Raw genomic sequence first — 22,565 nt, 5'->3', positions numbered from 1 at the left:
TGAGGTCTCCGGGGGATGGTCTCCGTGGGATGGTTCGCCGGATGGCCGCGGGGTGGCCGCGGGCCTCAGAACCCGCCGGTCTGCTCGTCCCGCCGACGCTGCCAGCGCTGCTCGACCCGGTCCATCATCCCGGCCTTGCGGCGGGGCGCGGCGGCCTGGCCGCCGGAGCGCTGCGCCTGGCCGGCGGGGGCACGGCGCCAGCCCGTCACCGCGAAGACGGCGCATCCGAGCATCACCAGGAAGCCCACCACGCTGACCCAGATCTGGTCGACGACCATGCCGCCCATCAGCAGGCCGATGCCGACCACGAAGCCGCCGACGGCCAGGTAGACCCGTCGGCGGGTGTAGGTGCGCAGACCGCTTCCCTCAAGCGCAGACGCGAATTTGGGATCTTCGGCATACAGCGCTCGCTCCATCTGGTCGAGCAGTCGCTGCTCGTGCTCCGAGAGCGGCACGGAGTCCTCCTACTCGTCGGTCGCGGGTGCGACCGGTCCGCCGCCCCGGTCGGGGTGGCAAGTCCAATCAGCCTTCAGAACACGCGGTCGGACGCCTGTGCGGGGGCCCGGGCCCGTGTCGTCCATATGCCCCGAGCATCCGGCGGTCATGCTTTCCGGCTTTACCCAGATCATACGGTCCACGGGCCCTTCGCGGAGCGGTCGACCACGCGTGGACCCGGCCACTTCGGCGGCTCCTCGCCGCACTCTCCCCAACGCGGAGGACGCCGGACAAGTGCCCGATCCGTTGGAATCGGCCCGGACCTGGGGAGATCCCGGGGAGAAGGCGGGGAGACGGGCGGGGGGCGCGCCGGAGATCCGTCGGCGAACGGAAGGAAGTCCGTCGGCGAACGGAAGGAAGTCCGTCGGCGAACGGCGGTCGGCCGTCCGGTCAGCCCAGGGTGGCCAGCAGGTGGAGCTGGGTCGCCACCGCGTGGAAGGCGGGCTGCCCGGCGGCGGCCTCCTCCAGCTTGAGCAGCGCGTCGAGCGCGCCCGGCTCGGTGTCCACCAGGACGCCCGGCACCAGGTCGGCGAAGACCCGCACGCCGTGCACCGACTCCACCCGCAGCCCGGCGCCGGCCGTCAGCCGGTCCAGCTCGTCGGCGGTGAAGCGGCGCGGCATCGGGTCGTTCGCGCCCCAGCGGCCGTCGGCGGCGGCCAGCACCGCGCGGGCGTCGTCGAAGTGGCCGCCGAGCGCCCGGGCGAGCACGGCGCCGTTGCGGTTGGCGGCCAGCAGGCTCACGAAACCGCCCCGGCGCAGGGTGCCGGCCAGGCTGCCGAGCGCCTCGGCCGGGTCGTCGACGACCTCCAGCACGCCGTGGCAGAGCACCGCGTCGACGCTGCCGGGCGCGACCAGCTCGGGGAGGGTCTGGGTGTCGCCCTGCACGGCGCGCACCAGATCGGTCACGCCGGCCTCGGCGGCCCGGCGCTCCAGCGCGAACAGCGCGTCCGGGCTCGGGTCGACCACGGTCACCCGGTGGCCCAGCCGGGCCACCGGCACGGCGAAGTTGCCGGTGCCGCCGCCGGTGTCCACGACGTCGAGCACCGGCTGGTCCAGCTCGGCCACCCGCTTCTCCAGGGCGGCGCGCACCACCTCCCACACCACGGCGGTACGCAGGGCGCTGCGGGGACGCGTCGGGTACAAGGCGGGGCTCCTTGGCACGTGCAGTGTCGATCAGGTTGCCTCCACCTTAGGCCACCAGGCACGGTCCGCCCCGGCCGCCGTTCGGCCGCCGCTTCCCTCACCCGGCCTCGCGCACCTCCCCCGGCGGAGCGTCCGACGGCCGGCCGCCGGCCTCGTCCACGCCGTCCGCTCCGTCGACGCCGTCCACGCCGTCCACGCCGTCCAGCGGCAGCCGCGGGGCGGGCGGGGCGACGTGCAGACCGAGCAGGCGCTCGACCAGGCGCAGGAACAGCGCCGAGTTGCGGACCAGGTCGTCCGCGTCCCGGGCCGAGGCCGAACCCCGGATGCCCGCCTCGGCGGCCGCCCGGCGGCGCGCGCCCGCCGCGAAGTACGGCGCCCACTCGGCGAGTTCGGGGGCCACCTCGGGCAGGACCTCCCAGGCGCTGCGGATTGCCCGGCGCCGCCGCTCGCTCTTCTCCGGACGCCCGCGCACGGCCAGCACCGCCGCGACGGTGCGCAGCGCCGCGAGGTGCGCGGCGGCGTACCGCTCCAGCGGGTCCTCCAGGGTGCGGGCCCGGGCCAGGGTGCGGTGGGCCTCGGCGAGCAGGTCGAGCGCGGCGGGCGGGGCGGCGCTCCGGCGCAGCACCGGGTGCACGTCGGCACCGGCGGACGGCCGGTGGGCGGAGGGGCGCGCGGCGCTCCCCGGTCGGTAGGCGGCGGAGTGGAGGCGGGCGGTGACGGGCTCAGGGTGGCTGATGGTCATGGTCTCCCCCGTTCCGAGGCAGCGCGCGGGCCGGGTGGCCCGTGCCCCTCCATCGTGAACGGCACCACTGACAATCGGGCCCCGCGGTGCTCCCGCCCGGCCGGTCCCCGAAGCGCCGTCCCCCACGGACGGCGCTTCGGAACGTCCCGGTCCCCCCGGGCGCCGGCTCCCCCGTGGCCCGCTCCGCCGCCCCGTGCCGGCGGTGCGCAGCCTCCGGCCGGCTCCGGTGCGGACGGGCCCGCGGCGTTGCGCCGGCCGTCCGCTCCTCCGGGGCGGGGCGCCCGACGCGCCGCCGACCCGGTGTGACCACTGTGGCGTCCGCGCAGGTCGGAGGGCATCCGCGCAGGTACTCAATCGACCGTCTGAGTATCCGTACTCAGACGGTCCGGACGGGAACCACCGGCCCCGCCGGCGGCGTCCCGGTACGGTACGGCGAGCCGGGCCGACCCCGGCGGGCACTGCGAGCAGGAACGGACGGGGAAACGGATGACGATCGTCCCGCTGATCTTCACCAGCGGACTGGCGAGCGGGATCAACGCCTACGCGGTGGTGCTGCTGCTCGGTCTGCTGGGCCGGTTCGCCGGGGCCGAGTCGGTGCCGGCCGCCCTGGAGCGCACCGATGTGCTGCTGGCGGCCGCGGCGCTGTTCCTGCTGGAGGCGGTGGCCGACAAGATCCCGTACGTGGACAGCGTCTGGGACGTCGCCCACACGGTGATCCGGCCGGTCGCGGGCGCGACCGTCGGCGCGCTGCTCGCCTCCGCCGACCCGGGGTCGCTGGGCGAGGTCGCGGCGGGTGCGATGGGCGGCACCACGGCGCTGGTCAGCCATCTGGTGAAGGCCTCGCTGCGGATGGCGGTCAACACCTCCCCCGAGCCGGCCAGCAACATCGTGGTCTCGCTCGCCGAGGACCTCTCGGTGGCCGGACTGGTCACGCTGGCGATCTTCCACCCGTGGCTGGCCGCCTCGATCGCCGCCGTCCTGCTGGTGGCCGGCGTCCTGCTGGTGTGGTTCGCGATCAACCGGATCCGTGCCTTCCGTGCCCGCCGCCGCGAGCGCCGCGCCGCCCGAGCCGCCCGTACCGCCGGGTCCGGCGGGGCCGACGGGTCCGCCGCCGGGCAGCCGGTGGCCGGGGGAGGCATCCGGCGGTCCTAGGATCGGAACCATGGCACGGATCGTCATCATCGGCGCAGGTATGAGCGGGCTCGCGGCGGCTTCCCGGCTGGCGACCCTCGGGCACAAGGTGACGGTCTGCGAGGCGCGTGGCACCTACGGGGGCATGGTCGGCCGCTACGAGCGCGACGGTTTCGCCTTCGACACCGGCCCCGGGCTGCTCACCCTGCCGGCCGTCTACCGCGACCTCGCGCTGAAGACCGGGCGGGAGCCGCTGGAAGAGCTGGTCGAACTCGGCCCGGTCGACCCGGAGAGCCGGCACCTGTTCCCCGACGGGACGGCCGTGTCCCTGCCCAACGCCTCCCGGGGCGGCGTGGTCCAGGCCCTCGACCAGGCCTTCGGCCCGGGCGCGGGCGAGCAGTGGGCCGGTGTGCTCAACCACGGCCGCACGGTCTGGGAGGCCACCCGCCGTCCGCTGCTGGAGGAGCCGCTGCCCGCCGACCCGGCGCCGCTGCACACCGATCCGTACCCCGTGCCCGCCCCGGCACGGCGCGGCCTGTTCGGCCGGCGGCGCGCACCGCGCCAGTGGACGCTCGCCGACGTCGCCGCCGAACAGCTCGGCGGGCACCCGGGACTGACCGCCCTGCTGCACGAGCACGCCCTGCGGTTCGGCCTCGACCCGCGCACCGCGCCCGCCGGGGCGACCGTGCTGCCGTACATGGAGCAGTCCTTCGGCGTCTGGTACGTCAAGGGCGGCCTGCGCGCGCTGGCCGACGCCGTCCACCGCCGCTGCGAGCAGCGCGGGGTGGAGTTCCGCTTCCAGACGCCGGTGGCGAAGGTGGTCGTCCGCGACGGCCGGGTGTGCGGCGTGCAGACCAAGGGCGACCGGATCGACGCCGACCTGGTGGTCTCCTCGATCGACGCCCGGGTGCTGCACACCCAGTGGATGGGCCCGGCGGAGAGCTCCGACGAGTGGCCCGCCGCCGCCGGCCGGCTGCACGGGGTGCCGGGCCGGGTGAGCGTGCTGCTCGCGCTGCGCGGCGCCCGCCCGGAGGGCACGGCGCACCGCACGGTGGTGCACGCCGGTGACCCTGCGGCCGAGCTGGCGGGCGTCTTCGACCCGGGCGCGCCGCTCGCCGACCGGCCGACCGTGCAGGTGCTGCGGCCGGACGACCCGTCGCTGCACCCGGAGGGGCACGAGGCCGTGGTGCTGACCGCGACCACCCCGTCGCTGGACCTCGACTGGGGCGCGCCGGGAGTGGCGGACGCCTTCGCCGACCGGATGCTCGACCACGTCGACGCGGCCGGCCTGAACCTGCGCGAGCGGCTGCTCTGGCGGGCGGTCCGGACCCCCGAGCACACCGAGCGCGAGGCCGGCTCCTTCTTCGGCTCCGTCCCGCCCCCCGCCCTGGCCGGCCTCGACGGCAACCTCCTCCAGGCCCCCAACGAGGACCACCCCGGCCTCTACCTCACCGGCGGCGCCGCCCACCCCGGCGGCGGCCTCGCCCGCGTGGGCATGTCCGCCTGCATCGTCGCCAACCTCATCGGCCCCGCCTGAAGCCCGCCCGCCCGCCCGAATCTGCGCGCATAGAAACCCCCGCCCGAGGCCAGACCCCAGCAGGCATGCACCCCGACACAGAAAGTCGACCCCGCCGACCTCCCACTCCAAACACCGCAAATCTACGCGCGCAGATTGCCCCACGGGAGCAGGACGTCGGGCGGGCCGACTTCTCGCGCGAGGCCAAGCCGGCCACCGACAGGCGCACCCCGGAGCAGGAAGTCAGGCTCGCCGACTTCTCGCGCGGGCGGCCAGCGGCGCAGGCACTCGACACAGAAAGTCGGGCCGGCCGACTTTCCGCTCCAGGTCGGATGAATCTACGCGCATAGACGAGCCCGCGGGAACAGGAAGTCGGGCAGGCCGACTTCTCACGCAAGGTCAGGCCGGCCGCGGCAAGCGCACCCCGGAGCAGGAAGTCGGCCTCGCCGACTTTTCGCACAGGCGGTTAGCGGCAGGGCACCTGGCACAGAAAGTCGGGCCGACCGACTTCCCACTCCAGGCAACGCAAGTCTATGCGCGTAGACTGCCCTGCAGGGGCGGGGATCCAGGCGGACGGGCATTTTGCCCGAGGCCAGGGCCGCCAGCGGCCACGCCCCGGAGCAGGAAGTCGGACCCGCCGACTTTTGGTGCGGGCGGCCAGTGGCGGGGCACCCGGAGCAGGAAGTCGGTTCGGCCGACTTTCCGCTCCGGGCCGGATGAATCTACGCGCATAAATGCACCTGCGGGAGCAGGAAGTCGGGCCCGCCGACTTTTGGGGCGGGCGGCCAGTGGCGGGGCACCCTGCACAGAAAGTCGGTCCGGCCGACTTTCCACTCCGGGCGCCGCAGATCTATGCGCGTAGATAGCCCTGCGGGGACAGGGATTCAGGCGGACCGACTTTTTGGCCGAGGTCAGGGCCGCCAGCGGCCACACCCCGGAGTAGGAAGTCGGGCTCGCCGACTTTTGGGGCGGGCGGCCGGCGGCGGAGCGCCCGGAGTGGGAAGTCGGGCGGGCCGACTTTCTGCTCCGGGCGGGCGAATCTATGCGCGTAGATTCTCTCGTGGGAGTGGGAAGTCGGGTAGATCGACTTCTCGCGCAGGAGTCGGGGGGTCAGGGCTGCTGCTGCCAGGAGGTGGGGTGCTGCTGCTGGTAGCCGTACTGGTCGTAGTGCGGCGGCTGGGGTTGCTGGGGGATGCCGGTGATGGGCTGGTCGGGGTGCGGCTGGGGCTCGGTGGGCTGCCACTGCTGCTGCTCGTAGCTGTACTGCTGCTGATGCTGCTGCGGCTGCTGCTGGTAGGCCGCGTAGGGGTCGGGCTGGGGCTGCTGCTCGTAGCCGTACTGCGGCTGCTGCTGCTGGGGGTAGCCGCCGTAGCCCTGGTCGTAGCCGACGGGCTGCTGCCACTGCTGCTGCTCGTAGCCGTACTGCTGATGCTGCGGCTGCGGCTGCTGCTGGTAGGCGGCGTAGGGGTCGGGCTGGGGCTGCTGCTCGTAGTACGCCGGTGCGTACACGCCGTCGGCGGCCAGCTCCTGCATCTCGAAGGCGGCGGTCTGCTCGACGGCCGTCTCCTCCGCGACCGGCGCCGCGGCCGGGGCCTCCTCGACCGCGCCGACCTCGCCGACCTGCTCCACCGCGACCGCCGCCGCCGCGACCGCCGCGCCCCCACCGGTGAGCGCACCGAGGAACGGCACCCTGGCGAGCGGCCCGGGCAGGCTCCCGTCCGCCGCGCGCAGCGACCACCCGGCCGCGTACCCGCGCTTCACCGAGAGCGTCACGAAGGTCTGCCCGACCGCGAACATCGCGGCGCCCGCGCCGATCACCGGGACCGAGCCGACGGCCATCCCGCCGGCCACCGCGAGGAAGCCGCCGAGGGCGAGTCCGCGCCAGTGCAGCGGAGCCCGGTTCTGGAACAGCAGCTCGGCGACCAGCCAGAGCGCCACCACCGCCAACGCGGCGTACAGCAGCAGGTATCCGATGCCCATCCCGCCCGCTACCTCCAGTCGCGTGCCCGCGCCCGCCGCGCGTGTGCGGCGACTGTACCGGTTCAACGGCCCGGGTACCGCATCGCGTTCCCGACCTCCGCGGGAACGCGATGCGGCGCAGCTCAGCGCCGGTGCAGACCGAGGTTCTGGTAGATCTCCAGGGTCGCCGTCGAGTGGTTCAGCGTGATGAAGTGCAGCCCGGGGACGCCCTCCGCGAGCAGCCGCTCGGACATCGCGGTGGCGTGCTCCATGCCGATCGCGCGCAGCGCCGCCGGGTCGTCGACGACGGCGCGCAGCCGGGCTTCGAGATCCGGCGGGAACGCCGAGCCGCTGAGCTGCGGGAACCGCTCCAGCTGCTTGGCGTTGGTGACCGGCATGATCTCCGGGATGATCGGCGTGTCGCAGCCGGCGGCCGAGACCCGGTCGCGCAGCCGCAGGTAGTCGTCGACCTCGAAGAACATCTGGGTGATGGCGTAGTCGGCCCCGGAGCGGATCTTCGCCACGAAGTGCCGGATGTCGTCGTCCCAGTTGGTCGAGCGCGGGTGCATGTTGGGCGAGGCCGCCACGCCGACGCAGAAGTCGCCGATGCCCTTGATCAGCTCGACCAGCTCGTACGCGTAGGTGACGCCCTGCGGGTGGCTGATCCACTCGCCCATCGGGTCGCCGGGCGGGTCGCCGCGCACCGCGAGGACGTTGCGCACGCCCTGGTCGGCGTACTGGCCGATGATGTTGCGCAGCTCGGCGACCGAGTGGTCGACGGCGGTCAGGTGGGCGACCGGGGTGAGCGTGGTCTCGGTGGCGATCCGGCCGACCATGTTCACGGTGCGCTCGCGCGAGGAGCCGCCGGCGCCGTACGTCATGCAGACGAAGTTGGGGTCGAGCGGTTCGAGCCGCCGGATGGCGTCCCAGAGCTTCTGCTCACCGACCTCGGTGCGCGGCGGCATGAACTCGAAGGAGAAGGACCGCTTTCCGGCTGCCAGGAGGTCGCGGACCGTCTGTGCGCGGTCCGGTCTGGTCGAAGCGATACCGAGTGCCATGATGGCAGGTTAGCCGTCGGCGGAAGGGCACGGACAACTCGGTTCCAGCCTTTGAGACGCCGGATGGACGAGGGGTGGACTCCGGATGGACGACGCCGCCCCCGGCGGTGGTGTCCGTACGAACACCACCCGGCGCGCGGGGGCCTGACCTCGTGCGTACGGCTGTTCCCCTCCACCCCGGATACGCTTGCGCTGCACCCCAGCTACCTCCGGAGCCCCATCGTGACCTCGTCCAGCCAGCGGCCGGCCAATCCGATCGACGTGGAGGACGTGCGCGAGCGCGTCAACGCCGCCCTCGCCGGGTTCATGGACGGCCAGTCGGCCCTGCTCGGCAAGGTCTCCCCGCAGCTGGAGCCGGTCACCGAGGCGCTGCGCGACTTCCTGCTGGACGGCGGCAAGCGGCTGCGCCCGGCGTTCTGCTACTGGGGCTGGCGCGGTGCCGGCGGCCCGGCGGCCGGCGAGGGGATCGCCCGGGCGGCGGCGGCCCTGGAGCTGCTGCAGGCCAGCGCGCTCGTCCACGACGACCTCATGGACCGCAGCGACACCCGCCGCGGCCTGCCCTCGGTGCACCGCCGCTTCGAGGGGATGCACCGCGAGCGCGGCTGGCGCGGCGACCGCGAGCAGTACGGCGCCTCGGCGGCGGTGCTGCTCGGCGACCTGCTGCTGATCTGGTGCGACGAGCTGTTCCTGAACTGCGGCCTGGAGCCGGCCGCGGTGTTGGCCGCCAAGCCGGTGTTCGACCTGATGCGCACCGAGGTCATGGTCGGCCAGTACCTGGACGTCCTGGAGCCGGTCGCCGGGGACTCCGCCGACGAGGGCGCCCTGGAGCGGGCGCAGACCGTCCTGCACTACAAGTCGGCCAAGTACACGATCGAGCGACCGCTGCAGGTCGGCGCGCTGCTGGCGGGCGCCCCGTCCCGGCTGGTGGAGGCGTACGGGGCGTTCGGCCTGCCGCTGGGCGAGGCGTTCCAGCTGCGGGACGATCTGCTCGGCGTGTTCGGCGACCCGGCGGTCACCGGCAAGCCGGCCGGCGACGACCTGCGCGAGGGCAAGCGGACGCTGCTGGTCGCGCACGCCATGCGGGGGCTGCCGGCCGGTGAGGCGCGGCACCTGGACGAGCGCCTGGGCGCGCCGGACCTGACCGCCGGGGAGGTCGCCGGGCTGCGGGAGCTGGTGGCCCGCAGCGGCGCGCCGGAGCGAGTGGAGCAGCGGATCGAGGAGCTGCTGCGCCAGGCGCTGGCCGCACTGGAGGCGGCCCCGCTGGCGGACCCGGCGGCCCGCACGACGCTGCTGGCGCTGGCCGAGGCCGCCACCGTCCGCAAGTACTGACAGGTACCGGCAGGTACTGACAGATACCGGCAGGTACCTGCCGGGACTGACACGCAGCCGGGAAGGGCGCCGGGCGCCCCCGGGGCAGCGCGTACGGAACGGACGGCGGCGGCCCCGCCGGTCAGACCTCGCGCAGCCGGCGGGCGAACTCGGCGGCCGCGGCCCCCGGGTCCTCCGCGGCGGTGATGGCCCGCACCACCACCACCCGGCGGGCGCCGGCGGCCAGCACCTCGTCCAGGTTGCCGAGGTCGATGCCGCCGATGGCGAACCACGGCCGCGCGGTCCCCAGCTTCGCCGCGTACTCGACCAGGCCGAGGCCCGGCGCGGGGCGGCCCGGCTTGGTCGGGGTCGGCCAGACCGGCCCGGTGCAGAAGTAGTCGACGCCGGGCTCGGCGGCGGCCGCGTCCACCTCGGACTCCGCGTGGCAGGACCGTCCGATCAGCACGTCCTCGCCGATGATCGCCCGGGCGGCGGGCACCGGCAGGTCGTCCTGCCCGAGGTGCAGCACGTCCGGGCCGGCCGCGTGGGCGACGTCGGCGCGGTCGTTGACGGCGAGCAGTTTGCCGTGGCGGCGGCAGGCGTCGGCGAAGACCTCCAGCGCCGCCAGCTCCTGCCGGGCCTCCAGGCCCTTGTCCCGGAGCTGGACGATGTCCACGCCGCCCGCCAGCGCGGCGTCCAGGAACTCGGCGAGGTCGCCGCGCTCGCGCCGGGCGTCGGTGCACAGGTAGAGCCGGGCGCCGGCGAGCCGGGCGCGGCGGTCGGTCGCGGCCGGGTCGGTCACAGCGCCATCGCCTGGGCGCGGCGCTTGACCTCGGTGGCCCGGTTCTCCCAGAGCGCCTGGACGGGGGTGCCGGGCAGCGACGGGTCCTCGGTGAACATCCACACGAGGGCCTCCTCGTCGCTGAACCCGCTGTCGCGCAGCACCGTCAGCGTGCCGACCAGGTGCTTGACCGGGCCGGTCTCGTCGATGAACGCCGCCGGGACCTGCAGCGACTTGTTGGGGCCGCGCCGGACGGCGATCAGGTCACCCTTCTTGACCATGTTGCGGACCTCGGTGACCACCACACCCCACTTCTCGGAGATGTCGGGGAGGTACAGCCACGCGGGGACCAGGGCTTCAATCTTGGCTTCGATCTCACTCACAAGCACCAGACTGCCACCTCGGCGGCCCGCCGCGCACCAACGGGTCCGCCGCCCCGCGCTACCCGGCGGCCAGGGCCGCCTTCAGCGGGACCGCCGGATCGGCGGCGCGGGCCGGGTCGAGCACGGCTCCGCGCTCGACCAGCCGACGGCCCTGGGTGAGGTCGCGCGGCCGGTCCACCGCGAGCAGCGCCCGCAGGACGCCGTCGCGCAGCCACAGCACCGACCAGTCCGGGTCCTGCGGCGAACCGCGCCACAGCAGCTCGTCGTCCGCGCCGTGCCGCCCGGCGTACTGGACCATCCGCCCGAACTGCTCGGACCAGAAGTACTGCACCGGGTCGTACGGCGGCGCGTCCGCGCCGAGCAGGGTGGCGGCGACCGCCTCGCCGGACTGCAGCGCGTGGTCCCAGTGCTGGACGGTGAGCCGGGTGCCGGAGCGCGCCGAGGGGTAGCTGACGCAGTCGCCGGCCGCGAGGACGCCGGGCACGGTGGTGCGCAGCCGCTCGTCGACCAGGACGGCGCCGGCCGCGTCCAGGGCGACCCCGGTGCCGGACAGCCAGCCGGTGGCCGGGCGGGCGCCGATGCCGACCACCACCTCGTCGGCGGGCAGGTGCGAGCCGTCGGCGAGCAGCACCGCGCCCGGCTCGACGGCGGCGACGCCGGTGCCGCAGCGCAGGTCCACCCCGGCCTCGGCGTACCAGGCGGCCATCGCCCGGCCGACCTCCGCGGGCAGCGCGCCGGGGACGGGCGCCGGGCCGGCCTCGACGACGGTCACCTCGCAGCCGGCCGTCCGGGCGGCGGTGGCCACCTCGGCGCCGATCCAGCCCGCGCCGACCAGCACCAGGCGCAGGCCGGGGCGGAGCAGGGCGCGCAGCGCGAGCGCGTCGTCCAGGTTGTGCAGCAGGTGGGCGCGCTCGGCGCCGGGCAGGGCGCGCGGCTCGGCGCCGGTGGCGATCACCAGCGCGGCGTACGGCTCGTTCCCGGCGTCGGTGTGCAGCACGCCCGCGCCGCCGGGGCCGCCGGGGGTGAGGCCGGTGGCCCGGCGGCCGGTCAGCAGTTCGACGTCGAGCCCGGCGAAGTCGAGGTCCAGGGCGGTGCTGTCGGCCTTGCCGAGCAGGACGTCCTTGGAGAGCGGCGGCCGGTCGTACGGCGCGTGCGGCTCCTCGCCGACCAGCGTGATCCGCCCCTGGAAGCCGTCGCGCCGCAGCACCGCGGCGCACTGCGCCCCGGCCAGCCCGGCGCCGACCACGACCACCCGATCCGTCTGTCCCGTTCCGCTCAGCTCAGCCACGCCGTCACTGTACTGAGCCCGGTCCGAGCTCTCCGGACCGAGGGCTCGTCCTCACACCCCCGTCGTCGTCCGCCCGGAGGGCGGGCCGGGCGGCGTCCGGGTGCGTGCGTCCCGAAGCGGAGGCGGGGGGCACCTCCCGGCCGCAGGGCCGGCGGCGCGCCGCCCGGCAGGCGGGGGCCCGACGACGGGCCCCGGGGCCCGTCCGGGCCGCCCCCTTCGCGGGCGCCTTCAGGGGCGACGCCGCCCGGAGTTAAGGTGGGGGCACCATCACGGGAGCCCGGCGCACCGGGCTGAGAGGCGGGCTGGCACGGCCTGCGACCGTCCGAACCTGATCCGGGTCATTCCGGCGAAGGGAGAACAGCTTTGACACGCCTGGGACGGGGCGCCCACGCCGAGGTGCTGGTCATCGGCGGTGGGATCATCGGACTCGTCGTCGCCTGGCGGGCGGCCCAGCGCGGACTGCGCGTCGTCGTGGTCGACCCCCGGCCGGGCCACGGCGCCGCCCAGGTCGCGGCGGGCATGCTCGCCCCGGTCACCGAACTCCAGTACGGCGAGGAGCCGCTGCTGCGCCTCGGGATGGCCTCCAACGAGCGGTACGCGGCCTTCGCCGCCGAACTCACCGAGGCGAGCGGTGGCACGGACACCGGCTACCGCCGGTGCGGCACCCTGGCCGTCGCCCTGGATTCCGACGACCGCGCCGAGCTGCGCGAGCTGCACGCCTTCCACCAGCGGCTGGGCCTGGACTCGCAGTGGCTCACCGGTCGCGAGGCCCGCCGGCTGGAGCCGATGCTCGCCCCCGGCGTGCGCGGCGGCCTGCACGTCACCGACGACCACCAGGTCGACGGCCGCCGGCTGGCCGAGGCCCTGCTGCACGCGTGCGGGCGCACCGGCGTGGTGGTGCACCGCACCGAGGCCGCCGAGCTGCTGGTCGAGCACGACCGGGCGACCGGCGCCCGGCTGGCCACCGGGGAGAGCGTCACCGCCGACCGGGTCGTGCTCGCGGCCGGCTCGCGCAGCCATCTGCTGCCCGGCCTGCCCCCGGGCGTGCTGCCCGCCATCCGCCCGGTCAAGGGCCAGGTGCTGCGGCTGCGGGTGCCCGAGGCGTACCGGCCGTTCCTCTCCCGCAACGTGCGCGCCGTCGTCCGCGGCGGCCACCTCTACCTGGTGCCGCGCGAGAACGGCGAGCTGGTGGTCGGCGCGACCACCGAGGAGCAGGGCCACGACACCACGGTGACCGCCGGCGGGGTGTACGAGCTGCTGCGCGACGCGCACGAGCTGGTCCCCGGCATCACCGAGCTGCCACTGGTGGAGACCGGCGCCGGGCTGCGGCCCGGCTCGCCGGACAACGCGCCGCTGCTCGGCCCGACCGCGCTGCCCGGGCTGGTCGCCGCCACCGGCCACTACCGCAACGGCGTCCTGCTGACGCCCGTCACCGGCGACGTGCTGGCCGAGTACCTGGCCACCGGCACCCTGCCGGAGCTCGCCCTCCCGTTCTCCCCCACCCGATTCACGAAGGTCCCGGCATGAGCCCCCGCACGAGCGACATCCCCCTGAGCGTCAACGGCGAGCCCCGCGAGGTGCCCGCCTCGACCACCCTCGCCGAGGTGGTCGCCACCCTCAGCCAGGCGCACTCCGGCGTCGCGGCCGCGCTGAACGAGGCCGTGGTGCCGCGTGCCGAATGGCCGCGCACGCCGCTGTCGGCGGGCGACCGGATCGAGATCCTCACCGCCGTCCAGGGGGGCTGACCGATGGCCGACGACCTTCTCACCATCGCCGGGACGTCCTTCTCCTCCCGGCTGATCATGGGCACCGGCGGCGCCCCCAGCCTGGAGGTCCTGGAGCAGGCGCTCCGGGTGTCCGGCACCGAGCTGACCACGGTGGCGATGCGCCGGGTGGACGCCGGCACCCGGGGCTCGGTGCTCGACGTGCTGACCCGCAACGGCATCCGGGTGCTGCCCAACACGGCCGGCTGCTTCACCGCCGGCGAGGCCGTGCTGACGGCCCGGCTGGCCCGCGAGGCGCTCGGCACGGACTGGGTGAAGCTGGAGGTGATCGCCGACGAGCGGACCCTCCTGCCGGACCCGATCGAGCTGCTGGACGCCGCCGAGACGCTGGTCGACGACGGCTTCACCGTGCTGCCGTACACCAACGACGACCCGGTGCTGGCCCGCAAGCTGGAGGACGTCGGCTGCGCGGCGATCATGCCGCTGGGCTCGCCGATCGGCTCCGGCCTCGGCATCCGCAACCCGCACAACTTCCAGCTGATCGTGGAGGGCGCGGGCGTCCCGGTGATCCTGGACGCCGGCGCCGGGACCGCCTCGGACGTGGCGCTGGCGATGGAGCTGGGCTGCGCCGCGGTGATGCTGGCGTCCGCCGTCACCCGGGCCCAGGACCCGGTGCTGATGGCCGACGCGATGCGGCACGCCGCCGAGGCCGGCCGCCTCGCCCACCGGGCCGGCCGGATCCCGCGCCGGTTCCACGCCGAGGCGTCCTCCGCGATGGCCGGCCGCGCCGATCTGGACACCCGCGAGCACCCGGCTTTCTGAGCGACCGACATTCCGGATAAAGATCCGATCATCATCCTGGTGTCACAAACCGGGCACAGAGCGGCCCCGAGGGCGGTGTCCCCCGGGGCCGGCGCACCCCCACGCCCTAGACTCGCCGGGTGGACATGGCATTGCGCGACCCCCTGATCGGTACCCTGCTCGACGGCCGGTACCGGGTCGAGCGGCGGATCGCCGCGGGCGGGATGTCCACCGTCTACCAGGGCAACGACACCCGGCTCGACCGGATCGTGGCGCTCAAGGTGATGCACCCCTCGCTGGCCGGCGACACCGCGTTCACCACCCGTTTCATCCGCGAGGCCAAGGCCGTCGCCCGGCTCGCCCACCCCAACGTCGTCAACGTCTTCGACCAGGGCGCCGACGCCGGGCACGTCTTCCTCGCCATGGAGTACGTGCCCGGCGGCACCCTGCGGGACCTCCTGCGCGACCGCGGCGCGCTCTCCGTCCGGGCCGCCCTGGACGTCCTGGAACCGGTGCTCGCCGCCCTCGGCGCGGCCCACCGGGCCGGTCTGGTGCACCGCGACGTCAAGCCCGAGAACGTGCTGATCACCGACGACGGCCTGGTGAAGGTCGCCGACTTCGGCCTGGTCCGGGTGCTGAACGCCGCCGACGGCGCCACCACCTCCACCACCGCGACCGCCGGCACCGTGCTCGGCACCGTCTCCTACCTCGCGCCCGAACAGATCCGCCCCGGCGCCGAGACCGACCAGCGGGTGGACGTCTACGCGGCGGGCATCCTGCTGTACGAGATGCTCACCGGCTCCCGCCCGCACACCGGCGAGAACCCCGTCCAGGTGATGTACCGCCACCTGCACGAGGACATTCCGCCGCCGTCCGCCGCCGTCCCCGGGGTGACGCCCGAGCTGGACGCCATAGTGGCGGGCGCCTGCGCCCGGGACCGCGCGCACCGCCCGCACGACGCGGTCGAGCTGCTCGCCGCGCTCCAGCGGGTCCGCCGCGGGCTCACCCCGGACCAGCTGGACGCCGAACCGCCCGCCGCCACCCGCCCCGGCCCGGGGTACCCGGCCGGCGAGGCGACCTCGGTGCTCACCCCGGTGCTGCTGCCGCCCCCGGTCGAGCGCACCAGCGTGCTGGACGTGCCGCCGGACGTCATGGACCAGCTGCTCACCGAGCCGCGCCCGTACGACGAGCCGCCGCCGGAGCGCGCCCCGCGCCCGCCGCGCGCCCGGCGCACCCGCTCCGGCGCCCGCCGGCTGCCGCGCGGACCGCTGATCTGGACGGCCGTGGTCCTCGCCGTGGCCCTGCTGGTCGGCGGGGCGACGTACGCGATCTCCGGCGCCGTGTACGGCACCGTGCCGGGCGTGCTCGGCAAGAACCGGACCGAGGCGGAGCGGATCCTGGACGCCGCCGGCATGCACGGCAAGGTCTCCGAGGTGTACAGCGAGTCCGTCCCGGCCGGCCAGGTGATGGCGGCCACCCCCGGGGTGGGCACCCGGACCAGGAAGAGCGACGCCGTCACCCTCACCGTCTCGCGCGGGCCCAAGCGGATCGCCGTGCCCGACGTGGTCGGCCGCCCGTCCGCGCAGGCCGCGTCGGCGCTGACCGGGGCGCAGCTGACGGCCGGCACGGTCACCGAGACCTACAACGACACCGTCGCCGAGGGCTCGGTGATCAGCAGTTCGCCGGCGGCCGGGCAGCAGGTGCCGGAGAACACGCCGGTCGCGCTGGTGGTCAGCAAGGGCATGGTGCCGGTCCCGGACGTCACCGGGATGTCCAAGGAGGCCGCGGAGAAGGCGCTCCAGGCGGCCGGGTTCTCGATGCAGAGCAACGGGGTCAACCTGTTCGGCACCGGCAAGGTGACCGGCCAGTCCCCGGCGGCGGGCGAGCGCCGCCCGCAGCGCACCGTGGTCACGGTCAACTTCCCGTTCCTCTAGGCCCGGGGCCGGTACCGGCCGGGCGGGACCGGCCGGGCGGGACCGCACCGCTAGCGCAGCGGTCCGTCGCCCGGCTGCTCCTGGTGGGTGTAGCGCTGCTCCCGCCACGGGTCGGCCCGGTTGTGGTAGCCGCGTTCCTCCCAGAAGCCGCGCCGGTCGGCCCGCATGTACTCGACCGCCCGGACCCACTTGGGGCCCTTCCAGGCGTACAGCCGCGGGACCACCAGCCGCACCGGGAAGCCGTGCTCGGCGGTGAGCGTCTCGCCGTCCCGGTGGGTGGCGAGCAGGGTGTCGGGCGCGGCGAAGTCCTCCAGCCGCAGGTTGGCGCTGTAGCCGTACTCGGCCCAGACCATGACGTGGGTGACGTCGGTGTCCGGCGGCACCAGGTCCAGCAGGACGGCGGCGGGCACCCCGGTCCACTCGCCGTCGAGCACGGAGAACCTGGTCACGCAGTGCAGGTCGGCCCGGACGGTGGTGCGGGGCAGGGCGTTGAAGCCCGCGAAGTCCCAGCTGTGCTTCTCCGCCGAGGCGGTCGCCCCGAACACCTGGAGGTCCCAGGTCAGCGGCTTGAAGCGGGGCACCGGGCCGTAGTGCAGGGCGGGCCAGCCGCGCTGCACGCGCTGGCCCGGCGGGAGCCCGGGGTCAGACGGCGGCGACGGTTCTTGTTCGGACTGACCCATGGATCCATGGTGACAGACGGCGGGCGACGCCCGGTGCGCGCCCCTTCATCACCTCGTGCGCCCGCTCGCACGGGTCAACAGCGGAGCGCCCTCCTCCCGCGCGCCACCTCACGCGCGGGGCAAATCGGATATTCCGACACATGTCCTAGTGAGTGTGAACTTACTGGAATTTCGTCCCATCTCGGTGCCAGGATGCCTGGAGCCGACGCCGGAGGGTAAACGGTCCCGGTCCCGCACGCGAGCAGGAAGGCAGCGCCATGAAGGGCGACGCAGAGGTCATCGAGTTCCTCAACGAACAGCTCACCGCCGAGCTGACCGCAATCAACCAGTACTTCCTGCACGCCAAGATGCAGGAGAACTTCGGCTGGACGAAGCTCGCCAAGTACACCCGGCACGAGTCCTTCGACGAGATGAAGCACGCCGAGGTGCTCACCGACCGCATCCTCTTCCTCGACGGGCTGCCCAACTACCAGCGGCTCTTCCACGTCCGGATCGGCCAGACGGTCAAGGAGATGTTCGAGGCCGACCGGCAGGTCGAGGTCGAGGCGATCGACCGGCTGAAGCGCGGGATCGTGGTGATGCGGGCCAAGAACGACATCACCTCGGCCAACATCTTCGAGTCGATCCTGGCGGACGAGGAGGAGCACATCGACTACCTCGACACCCAGCTCGAACTGGTCGAGAAGCTCGGGGAGGCGCTCTACATCGCCCAGCTGATCGAGCAGCCGGAGTCCTGACCGGCTCCGGCACCGCCCCGGGGCTCCGGTCAGGCCGCGCGCAGCGGCGCCCGCGCCGGCACCGACGGAGCGGCGGCGGACGCGGCCCCGGCCTCCGGGTCGGCCAGGCCCAGCCTGGCGGCGAGCCGGGCGGTCGGGCAGGGCCGGGCGCCGTGCTCGCCGAGCAGGGCCTGGATCCGCCGCACGCAGGAACCGCAGTCGGTCCCGGCCTTGCAGCCCTTGGCGATCTGGCGGGGGGTGTTGGCACCGCCGTCGATCGCCTGCTTCACCTGGTCCTCGGTGACCGCATGGCACATGCACACGTACATTGCGGTCTCTCCCGGGGTGAAGCGGTGAAGCGGAGCGGATCTTGACTAAGGCAAGCCTCAGTTCACTAAGCCTCACCTTACCCGGCCGTGCCGGGTACGCAAAAGCCTCCCCCGCCCGGGAGAACCCCGGGCGGGGGAGGCTTCTGTCACAGTCGGAGCGCCCGCGGGCGCCGGTCCGTGGCCGGTCAGTTGCCGCCGCGGTACATCTCGGCGACCAGGAACGCCAGGTCCAGCGACTGGCTGCGGTTGAGCCGCGGGTCGCAGGCCGTCTCGTAGCGCTGGTGCAGGTCGTCGACCAGCACCTCGTCGCCGCCGCCGACGCACTCGGTGACGTCGTCGCCGGTCAGCTCCACGTGGATGCCGCCCGGGTGGGTGCCGAGCGCGCGGTGCACCTCGAAGAAGCCCTTGACCTCGTCGAGCACGTCGTCGAAGCGGCGGGTCTTGTGACCGCTGGACGCCTCGAAGGTGTTGCCGTGCATCGGGTCGCAGATCCAGACCGGCTGCGCGCCGGAGGCGGTGACCTTCTCCACCAGGGCCGGCAGGTGGTCGCGGACCTTGCCCGCGCCCATCCGGGTGATGAAGGTGAGCCGGCCGGGCTCGCGCTCCGGGTCCAGCTTCTCGATCAGGGTCAGCGCCTCGTCGACCGAGGTGGTCGGGCCGAGCTTCACGCCGATCGGGTTGCGGATCTTCGAGGCGAACTCGATGTGCGCGTGGTCCAGCTGGCGGGTGCGCTCGCCGATCCACACCATGTGGCCGGAGACGTCGTACAGCTCGCCGGTGCGCGAGTCCACGCGGGTCAGCGCGGTCTCGTAGTCCAGGATCAGCGCCTCGTGGGACGAGAAGAACTCGACCGTCCTGAACTCCTCCGGCGCCACGCCGCAGGCGTTCATGAACGCCAGCGCGTTGTCGATCTCGCGGGCGAGCTGCTCGTAGCGCTGGCCGGCCGGCGAGTTGCGCACGAAGTCCTGGTTCCAGGCGTGCACCTGGCGCAGGTCGGCGTAGCCACCGGTGGTGAAGGCGCGCACCAGGTTGAGCGTCGCGGCGGAGGCGTTGTACATCCGCTTCAGGCGCTCCGGGTCCGGGATCCGGGACTCGGGGGTGAACTCGAAGCCGTTCACCGAGTCGCCCCGGTAGACCGGCAGGGTCACGCCGTCGCGGGTCTCGGTCGACTTGGAGCGCGGCTTGGAGTACTGGCCGGCGATGCGGCCGACCTTGACGACCGGCACCGAGGCCGCGTACGTCAGCACGGCCGCCATCTGCAGCAGGGTCTTCAGCTTGTTGCGGATGTGCTCCGCCGAGACACCGTCGAAGGCCTCGGCGCAGTCACCGCCCTGCAGCAGAAACGCCTCACCACGGGCCACGGCACCGAGCCGGGCGCGCAGCTGGTCGCACTCGCCCGCGAAGACGAGCGGCGGATACGAGGCGAGCTCGGCAAGGGTCTTGCGCAGAGCCTCTTGGTCCGGCCATTCAGGCTGCTGCGCCGCGGGCAGGGACTGCCAGGAGTGGGGATTCGTCACGGTCACGGGCTCAAGGCTACGGGGTGCGACAACCGATTCGTGACCACCGCCCGAGGGGTGAGACACCTTGCGGACATTCGGGTGACCGGCCTCACTCCCGGCCGGCATCCGCTAGGCTCGGGCCCGTGAACACGCCGCACACCTCCTCCTGGTGGTGGGCCGACCCCCTGGGTGGCCCACAGCCCGCGCGTTCCTAGACGCAGACGACCGGCCGCCCCTCGGGGCGGCCGTCGGCTTTCTCCAGCCGGCCGACAGCCCTCCCGGGAGCGGATCCCCCACCGCCGCAAGCCACCCGGAAGGAACGCCGTTACCGTGACCAGCGCCGCCGACCTGCTCGCCCGTCTCACCGCCGCCGACGCACCGGCCTTCGCCCTGCTGCACCGCCGCACCCCGCGCACCGCGCCGGACACCGTCGAGGTCCTGATCGGCACCGTCGACGCCTACGAGCGGCTGGCCGACCTCCCGGTCCGCCACGGCGTCCCCGCCGACGGCCCCGTGCACGACCTGCTCGCGCTCGTCCCCTACCGGCAGATCCGCGAGCGCGGCTTCGAGGCGCACGACGACGCCACCCCGCTCCGGGCCCTCGCCGTCACCGAGCAGTACGCCCTGCCGCTCGCCGAGGTCGCCGCCGCGCTCCCCCGGCTGCCGGTCACGCTGAGCGGCGGCGGCTTCGACGTCGACGACGCCGAGTACGCCGAGATCGTCCGCCGGGTGATCGAGGAGGAGATCGGCCGCGGCGAGGGCGCCAACTTCGTCATCCGCCGCGACTTCACCGCGACGCTGGAGGCCCCCGGCGGAGCCGGTGACGGACACTGCTCGTCCGCGCTCGCGCTCACCCTGTTCGGCCGGCTGCTGGAGCAGGAGCGCGGCGCCTACTGGACCTTCCTGGTGCACACCGGCGAGCGTCCGGCCGACGGCCTGCCCGGCCGCTGCCTGGTCGGCGCCTCCCCCGAGGTGCACGTCCGGCAGAGCGGCGGGACGGTCGTGATGAACCCGATCTCCGGCACCTACCGCTACCCGGCCTCCGGCGCCGGCCTCGACTCGCTGCTCGCCTTCCTCCACGACCCCAAGGAGCTGGAGGAGCTGACCATGGTGGTCGACGAGGAGCTCAAGATGATGTGCACCGTCGGCGACCTCGGCGGCCAGGTGCTCGGCCCCCGGCTCAAGGAGATGTCCCACCTCGCGCACACCGAGTACGAGCTGCGCGGCCGCACCTCGCTGGACGTCCGCGAGGTGCTCAAGGAGACGATGTTCGCCGCCACCGTCACCGGCAGCCCGGTGCAGAACGCCACCCGGGTGATCAAGCGCTACGAGCGCGGCGGGCGCGGCTACTACTCCGGCGCGCTCGCCCTGATCGGCCGCTCGGCCAGCGGCGGCCAGCTGCTGGACTCGCCGATCTGCATCCGCACCGCCGACATCGACCCGGCCACCGGCCGGCTCGCCGTCCGGGTCGGCGCGACCCTGGTGCGCCACTCCGACCCGCTCTCCGAGGTCGCCGAGACCCACGCCAAGGCCGCCGGGGTGCTCACCGCGATCGGCGCCCGCCCTGCCCCCGACCGCCCGGCCGGCCCGAACGGCCCGCGGCTGGCCGACGACCACCGCGTCCAGGCCGCGCTGGACGCCCGGCGGGCCGGGCTCGCCCCGTTCTGGCTGCGGATGCAGCAGCCGGCCCGGGTCACCGAGGACCTGGAGACCCTGGTCGTCGACGGCGAGGACACCTTCACCGCGATGCTCGCCCACCTGCTGACCTCGCTCGGCCACCGGGTCACCGTGGTCCGCTACGACGAGCCGGGGCTGCGCGAGCGGGTCGCCGCCCACCGGGGCCCGCTGGTGCTCGGCCCCGGCCCGGGCGACCCGGCCGCCGGGGGCGATCCCAAGATGGCGGTGCTGCGCCCGGTCGTCACCGACGCGCTGGCCGCCGTCCGCGCGGGCCGGCGCACCGCCCCGCTGCTCGCCGTCTGCCTCAGCCACCAGCTGCTGTCCGCCGCGCTCGGGCTGCCGCTGGTCCGCAAGGCGGTGCCGTACCAGGGCGCGCAGGAGAGCATCGAGCTGTTCGGGACGCGGCGCACGGTCGGCTTCTACAACGCCTTCACCGCCCGCTGCGACGACGCCGACGCCGCCCGGCTGGCCGCCGAGGGCGTCGAGGTGTCCCGCGACCCGCTGACCGGGGACGTCCACGCGCTGCGCGGGCCGGGCTTCGCCGGGCTGCAGTTCCACCCGGAGTCGGTGCTCACCCGGGAGGGCGTGGAGATCGTCGCCGGGCTGCTGCGCGAAGCGGTGGCCGCGCCCCGCTGACCGCCGCGCCGGGCGGGGCGCCGTTTGCGCTCCCCGCCCGGCCGGCCGTCAGATCTCGTCGTCCAGCCCCTGTTCGATCGCGTACCGGACCAGCTCGACCCGGTTGTGCAGCTGGAGCTTGCCCAGGGTGTTCTGGACGTGGTTCTGCACCGTGCGGTGCGACAGCACCAGCCGGTCGGCGATCTGCTTGTACGACAGGCCCTTGGCGACCATCCGCAGCACCTCGGTCTCCCGGGCGGTCAGCTGCGGGACGACCGGCGCGGCCGGGGCGGGCGGCTCGGCGGCCAGCCGGCGGAACTCGCCGAGCACCAGGCCGGCCAGGCCGGGGGTGAACACCGCGTCGCCGACGGCGGTGCGGCGCACCGCGTCCAGCAGTTCCTCCCGCCCCGCCGACTTCACCAGGTAGCCGGTGGCACCGGACTTCACCGCCTCCAGCACGTCCGCGTGCTCACCGCTGGCGGAGAGCACCAGGACGCGCACCGTCGGGTCGTGCGCGACGACCTGGCGGCAGACCTCGGCGCCCGACAGGGCGGGCAGGTTGAGGTCGAGCACCACGACCTGCGGGGAGCAGGCGCGGGCCCGGCGGACGGCCTCCTCGCCGTCGCCGGCCGTGGCCACCACGTCCAGCCCGGCCTCGGCGAGGTCGCGGGAGACGGCGTCGCGCCACATCGGGTGGTCGTCCACCACCATGACCCGCACCGGCCGCCCGGCGGGCGCCTGACGGTCGATCGGCTGCTCGATCGGCTGCTCGGTGGTCATGCTCGG

21 protein-coding genes and 1 riboswitch are annotated in these 22,565 nt (G+C 74.4%); of the genes, 9 read left to right on the top strand and 12 right to left on the bottom strand.

The window, feature by feature from the left end; translation table 11 throughout:
* Nucleotides 1-65 precede the first annotated feature (65 nt).
* The 3 genes from ACFVVL_RS10995 to ACFVVL_RS10985 all read right to left on the bottom strand — a co-directional run bounded on the left by ACFVVL_RS10995 (nt 66) and on the right by ACFVVL_RS10985 (nt 2,380).
* On the bottom strand, nt 66-455 hold the full coding sequence (locus ACFVVL_RS10995) for a DUF3040 domain-containing protein (RefSeq protein WP_380286855.1): 390 nt from the start codon (nt 453-455) through the stop codon (nt 66-68).
* Between the two features lie 430 nt (nt 456-885).
* On the bottom strand, nt 886-1,638 hold the full coding sequence (locus ACFVVL_RS10990; protein WP_380286856.1) for a methyltransferase domain-containing protein: 753 nt from the start codon (nt 1,636-1,638) through the stop codon (nt 886-888).
* Between the two features lie 97 nt (nt 1,639-1,735).
* On the bottom strand, nt 1,736-2,380 hold the full coding sequence (locus ACFVVL_RS10985) for an SAV_6107 family HEPN domain-containing protein (RefSeq protein ID WP_387673330.1): 645 nt from the start codon (nt 2,378-2,380) through the stop codon (nt 1,736-1,738).
* A 486-nt stretch (nt 2,381-2,866) separates the two neighbouring features.
* Here ACFVVL_RS10985 and ACFVVL_RS10980 point away from each other — a divergent pair, with 486 nt between their 5' ends.
* Nucleotides 2,867-3,532 (top strand): DUF4126 domain-containing protein, encoded by a 666-nt coding sequence (locus ACFVVL_RS10980; RefSeq protein WP_387673328.1) that lies wholly within the window; start codon nt 2,867-2,869, stop codon nt 3,530-3,532.
* Nucleotides 3,533-3,542: 10 nt separating this feature from the next.
* Nucleotides 3,543-5,048, top strand: coding sequence for a phytoene desaturase family protein (locus ACFVVL_RS10975; protein WP_387673325.1), 1,506 nt, complete (start codon nt 3,543-3,545; stop codon nt 5,046-5,048).
* Nucleotides 5,049-6,137: 1,089 nt separating this feature from the next.
* On the opposite strand, the gene ACFVVL_RS10970 is transcribed toward ACFVVL_RS10975, so the two are convergent.
* Together ACFVVL_RS10970 and metF are read right to left on the bottom strand one after the other, a co-directional pair.
* Nucleotides 6,138-7,007 carry a hypothetical protein gene (locus ACFVVL_RS10970; protein WP_387673322.1) on the bottom strand — a complete coding sequence of 290 codons (870 nt, stop codon included), beginning with the start codon at nt 7,005-7,007 and terminating at the stop codon, nt 6,138-6,140.
* 122 nt (nt 7,008-7,129) lie between these two features.
* Complete coding sequence (gene metF / locus ACFVVL_RS10965) at nt 7,130-8,044, bottom strand: methylenetetrahydrofolate reductase [NAD(P)H] (RefSeq protein ID WP_387673319.1); 915 nt, start codon at nt 8,042-8,044, stop codon at nt 7,130-7,132.
* A gap of 222 nt (nt 8,045-8,266) precedes the next feature.
* Between metF and ACFVVL_RS10960 the strand changes: the two genes are divergently transcribed.
* On the top strand, nt 8,267-9,373 hold the full coding sequence (locus ACFVVL_RS10960) for a polyprenyl synthetase family protein (protein ID WP_380286863.1): 1,107 nt from the start codon (nt 8,267-8,269) through the stop codon (nt 9,371-9,373).
* A gap of 121 nt (nt 9,374-9,494) precedes the next feature.
* On the opposite strand, the gene thiE is transcribed toward ACFVVL_RS10960, so the two are convergent.
* Genes thiE through ACFVVL_RS10945 form a run of 3 tightly spaced genes read right to left on the bottom strand, consistent with a single transcriptional unit; the run spans nt 9,495 to nt 11,804 of the window.
* The gene (thiE, locus tag ACFVVL_RS10955) at nt 9,495-10,154 is read right to left on the bottom strand and encodes a thiamine phosphate synthase (RefSeq protein ID WP_380286864.1); all 660 of its coding nucleotides are present in this window, start codon (nt 10,152-10,154) and stop codon (nt 9,495-9,497) included.
* Nucleotides 10,151-10,516, bottom strand: a complete 366-nt coding sequence (locus ACFVVL_RS10950) for an Rv2175c family DNA-binding protein (protein ID WP_380286865.1) — start codon at nt 10,514-10,516, stop codon at nt 10,151-10,153. Before ACFVVL_RS10950 ends, thiE begins: the two co-directional genes overlap by 4 nt.
* A 58-nt stretch (nt 10,517-10,574) precedes the next feature.
* Nucleotides 10,575-11,804, bottom strand: coding sequence for an NAD(P)/FAD-dependent oxidoreductase (locus ACFVVL_RS10945; RefSeq protein WP_387673315.1), 1,230 nt, complete (start codon nt 11,802-11,804; stop codon nt 10,575-10,577).
* A 259-nt stretch (nt 11,805-12,063) separates the two neighbouring features.
* Nucleotides 12,064-12,176, top strand: a riboswitch (TPP riboswitch).
* Here ACFVVL_RS10945 and thiO point away from each other — a divergent pair.
* The 4 genes from thiO (at nt 12,168) to pknB (ending at nt 16,263) form a co-directional block, all read left to right on the top strand.
* Nucleotides 12,168-13,331 carry a glycine oxidase ThiO gene (gene thiO / locus ACFVVL_RS10940; RefSeq protein WP_387673312.1) on the top strand — a complete coding sequence of 388 codons (1,164 nt, stop codon included), beginning with the start codon at nt 12,168-12,170 and terminating at the stop codon, nt 13,329-13,331. Its footprint overlaps the riboswitch before it by 9 nt.
* Nucleotides 13,328-13,549 carry a sulfur carrier protein ThiS gene (gene thiS / locus ACFVVL_RS10935; RefSeq protein ID WP_380284762.1) on the top strand — a complete coding sequence of 74 codons (222 nt, stop codon included), beginning with the start codon at nt 13,328-13,330 and terminating at the stop codon, nt 13,547-13,549. The genes thiO and thiS overlap by 4 nt, the downstream gene beginning before the upstream one ends.
* A gap of 3 nt (nt 13,550-13,552) precedes the next feature.
* Nucleotides 13,553-14,350 (top strand): thiazole synthase, encoded by a 798-nt coding sequence (locus ACFVVL_RS10930; RefSeq protein ID WP_380286869.1) that lies wholly within the window; start codon nt 13,553-13,555, stop codon nt 14,348-14,350.
* 125 nt (nt 14,351-14,475) lie between these two features.
* Nucleotides 14,476-16,263 (top strand): Stk1 family PASTA domain-containing Ser/Thr kinase, encoded by a 1,788-nt coding sequence (gene pknB, locus ACFVVL_RS10925; protein WP_387673554.1) that lies wholly within the window; start codon nt 14,476-14,478, stop codon nt 16,261-16,263.
* Between the two features lie 50 nt (nt 16,264-16,313).
* On the opposite strand, the gene ACFVVL_RS10920 is transcribed toward pknB, so the two are convergent.
* On the bottom strand, nt 16,314-16,943 hold the full coding sequence (locus ACFVVL_RS10920; protein ID WP_380286870.1) for a sulfite oxidase-like oxidoreductase: 630 nt from the start codon (nt 16,941-16,943) through the stop codon (nt 16,314-16,316).
* 257 nt (nt 16,944-17,200) lie between these two features.
* On the opposite strand from ACFVVL_RS10920, the gene bfr reads away from it, so the two are divergent.
* The gene (gene bfr, locus ACFVVL_RS10915) at nt 17,201-17,680 is read left to right on the top strand and encodes a bacterioferritin (protein WP_380286871.1); all 480 of its coding nucleotides are present in this window, start codon (nt 17,201-17,203) and stop codon (nt 17,678-17,680) included.
* Between the two features lie 29 nt (nt 17,681-17,709).
* On the opposite strand, the gene ACFVVL_RS10910 is transcribed toward bfr, so the two are convergent.
* Nucleotides 17,710-17,976, bottom strand: a complete 267-nt coding sequence (locus tag ACFVVL_RS10910) for a bacterioferritin-associated ferredoxin (RefSeq protein WP_387673306.1) — start codon at nt 17,974-17,976, stop codon at nt 17,710-17,712.
* A gap of 197 nt (nt 17,977-18,173) precedes the next feature.
* The gene (locus ACFVVL_RS10905; protein ID WP_380286873.1) at nt 18,174-19,511 is read right to left on the bottom strand and encodes a class II 3-deoxy-7-phosphoheptulonate synthase; all 1,338 of its coding nucleotides are present in this window, start codon (nt 19,509-19,511) and stop codon (nt 18,174-18,176) included.
* A 306-nt stretch (nt 19,512-19,817) separates the two neighbouring features.
* On the opposite strand from ACFVVL_RS10905, the gene ACFVVL_RS10900 reads away from it, so the two are divergent.
* Nucleotides 19,818-21,800 carry an anthranilate synthase family protein gene (locus tag ACFVVL_RS10900; protein WP_387673303.1) on the top strand — a complete coding sequence of 661 codons (1,983 nt, stop codon included), beginning with the start codon at nt 19,818-19,820 and terminating at the stop codon, nt 21,798-21,800.
* 48 nt (nt 21,801-21,848) lie between these two features.
* On the opposite strand, the gene ACFVVL_RS10895 is transcribed toward ACFVVL_RS10900, so the two are convergent.
* Nucleotides 21,849-22,559 carry a response regulator gene (locus tag ACFVVL_RS10895; protein WP_380286875.1) on the bottom strand — a complete coding sequence of 237 codons (711 nt, stop codon included), beginning with the start codon at nt 22,557-22,559 and terminating at the stop codon, nt 21,849-21,851.
* Nucleotides 22,560-22,565: the final 6 nt, after the last annotated feature.

It is taken from the genome of Kitasatospora sp. NPDC058115 (genome assembly GCF_042884635.1).
GTDB lineage: Bacteria > Actinomycetota > Actinomycetes > Streptomycetales > Streptomycetaceae > Kitasatospora.
This window is presented reverse-complemented; position numbering and strand designations above follow the sequence as displayed.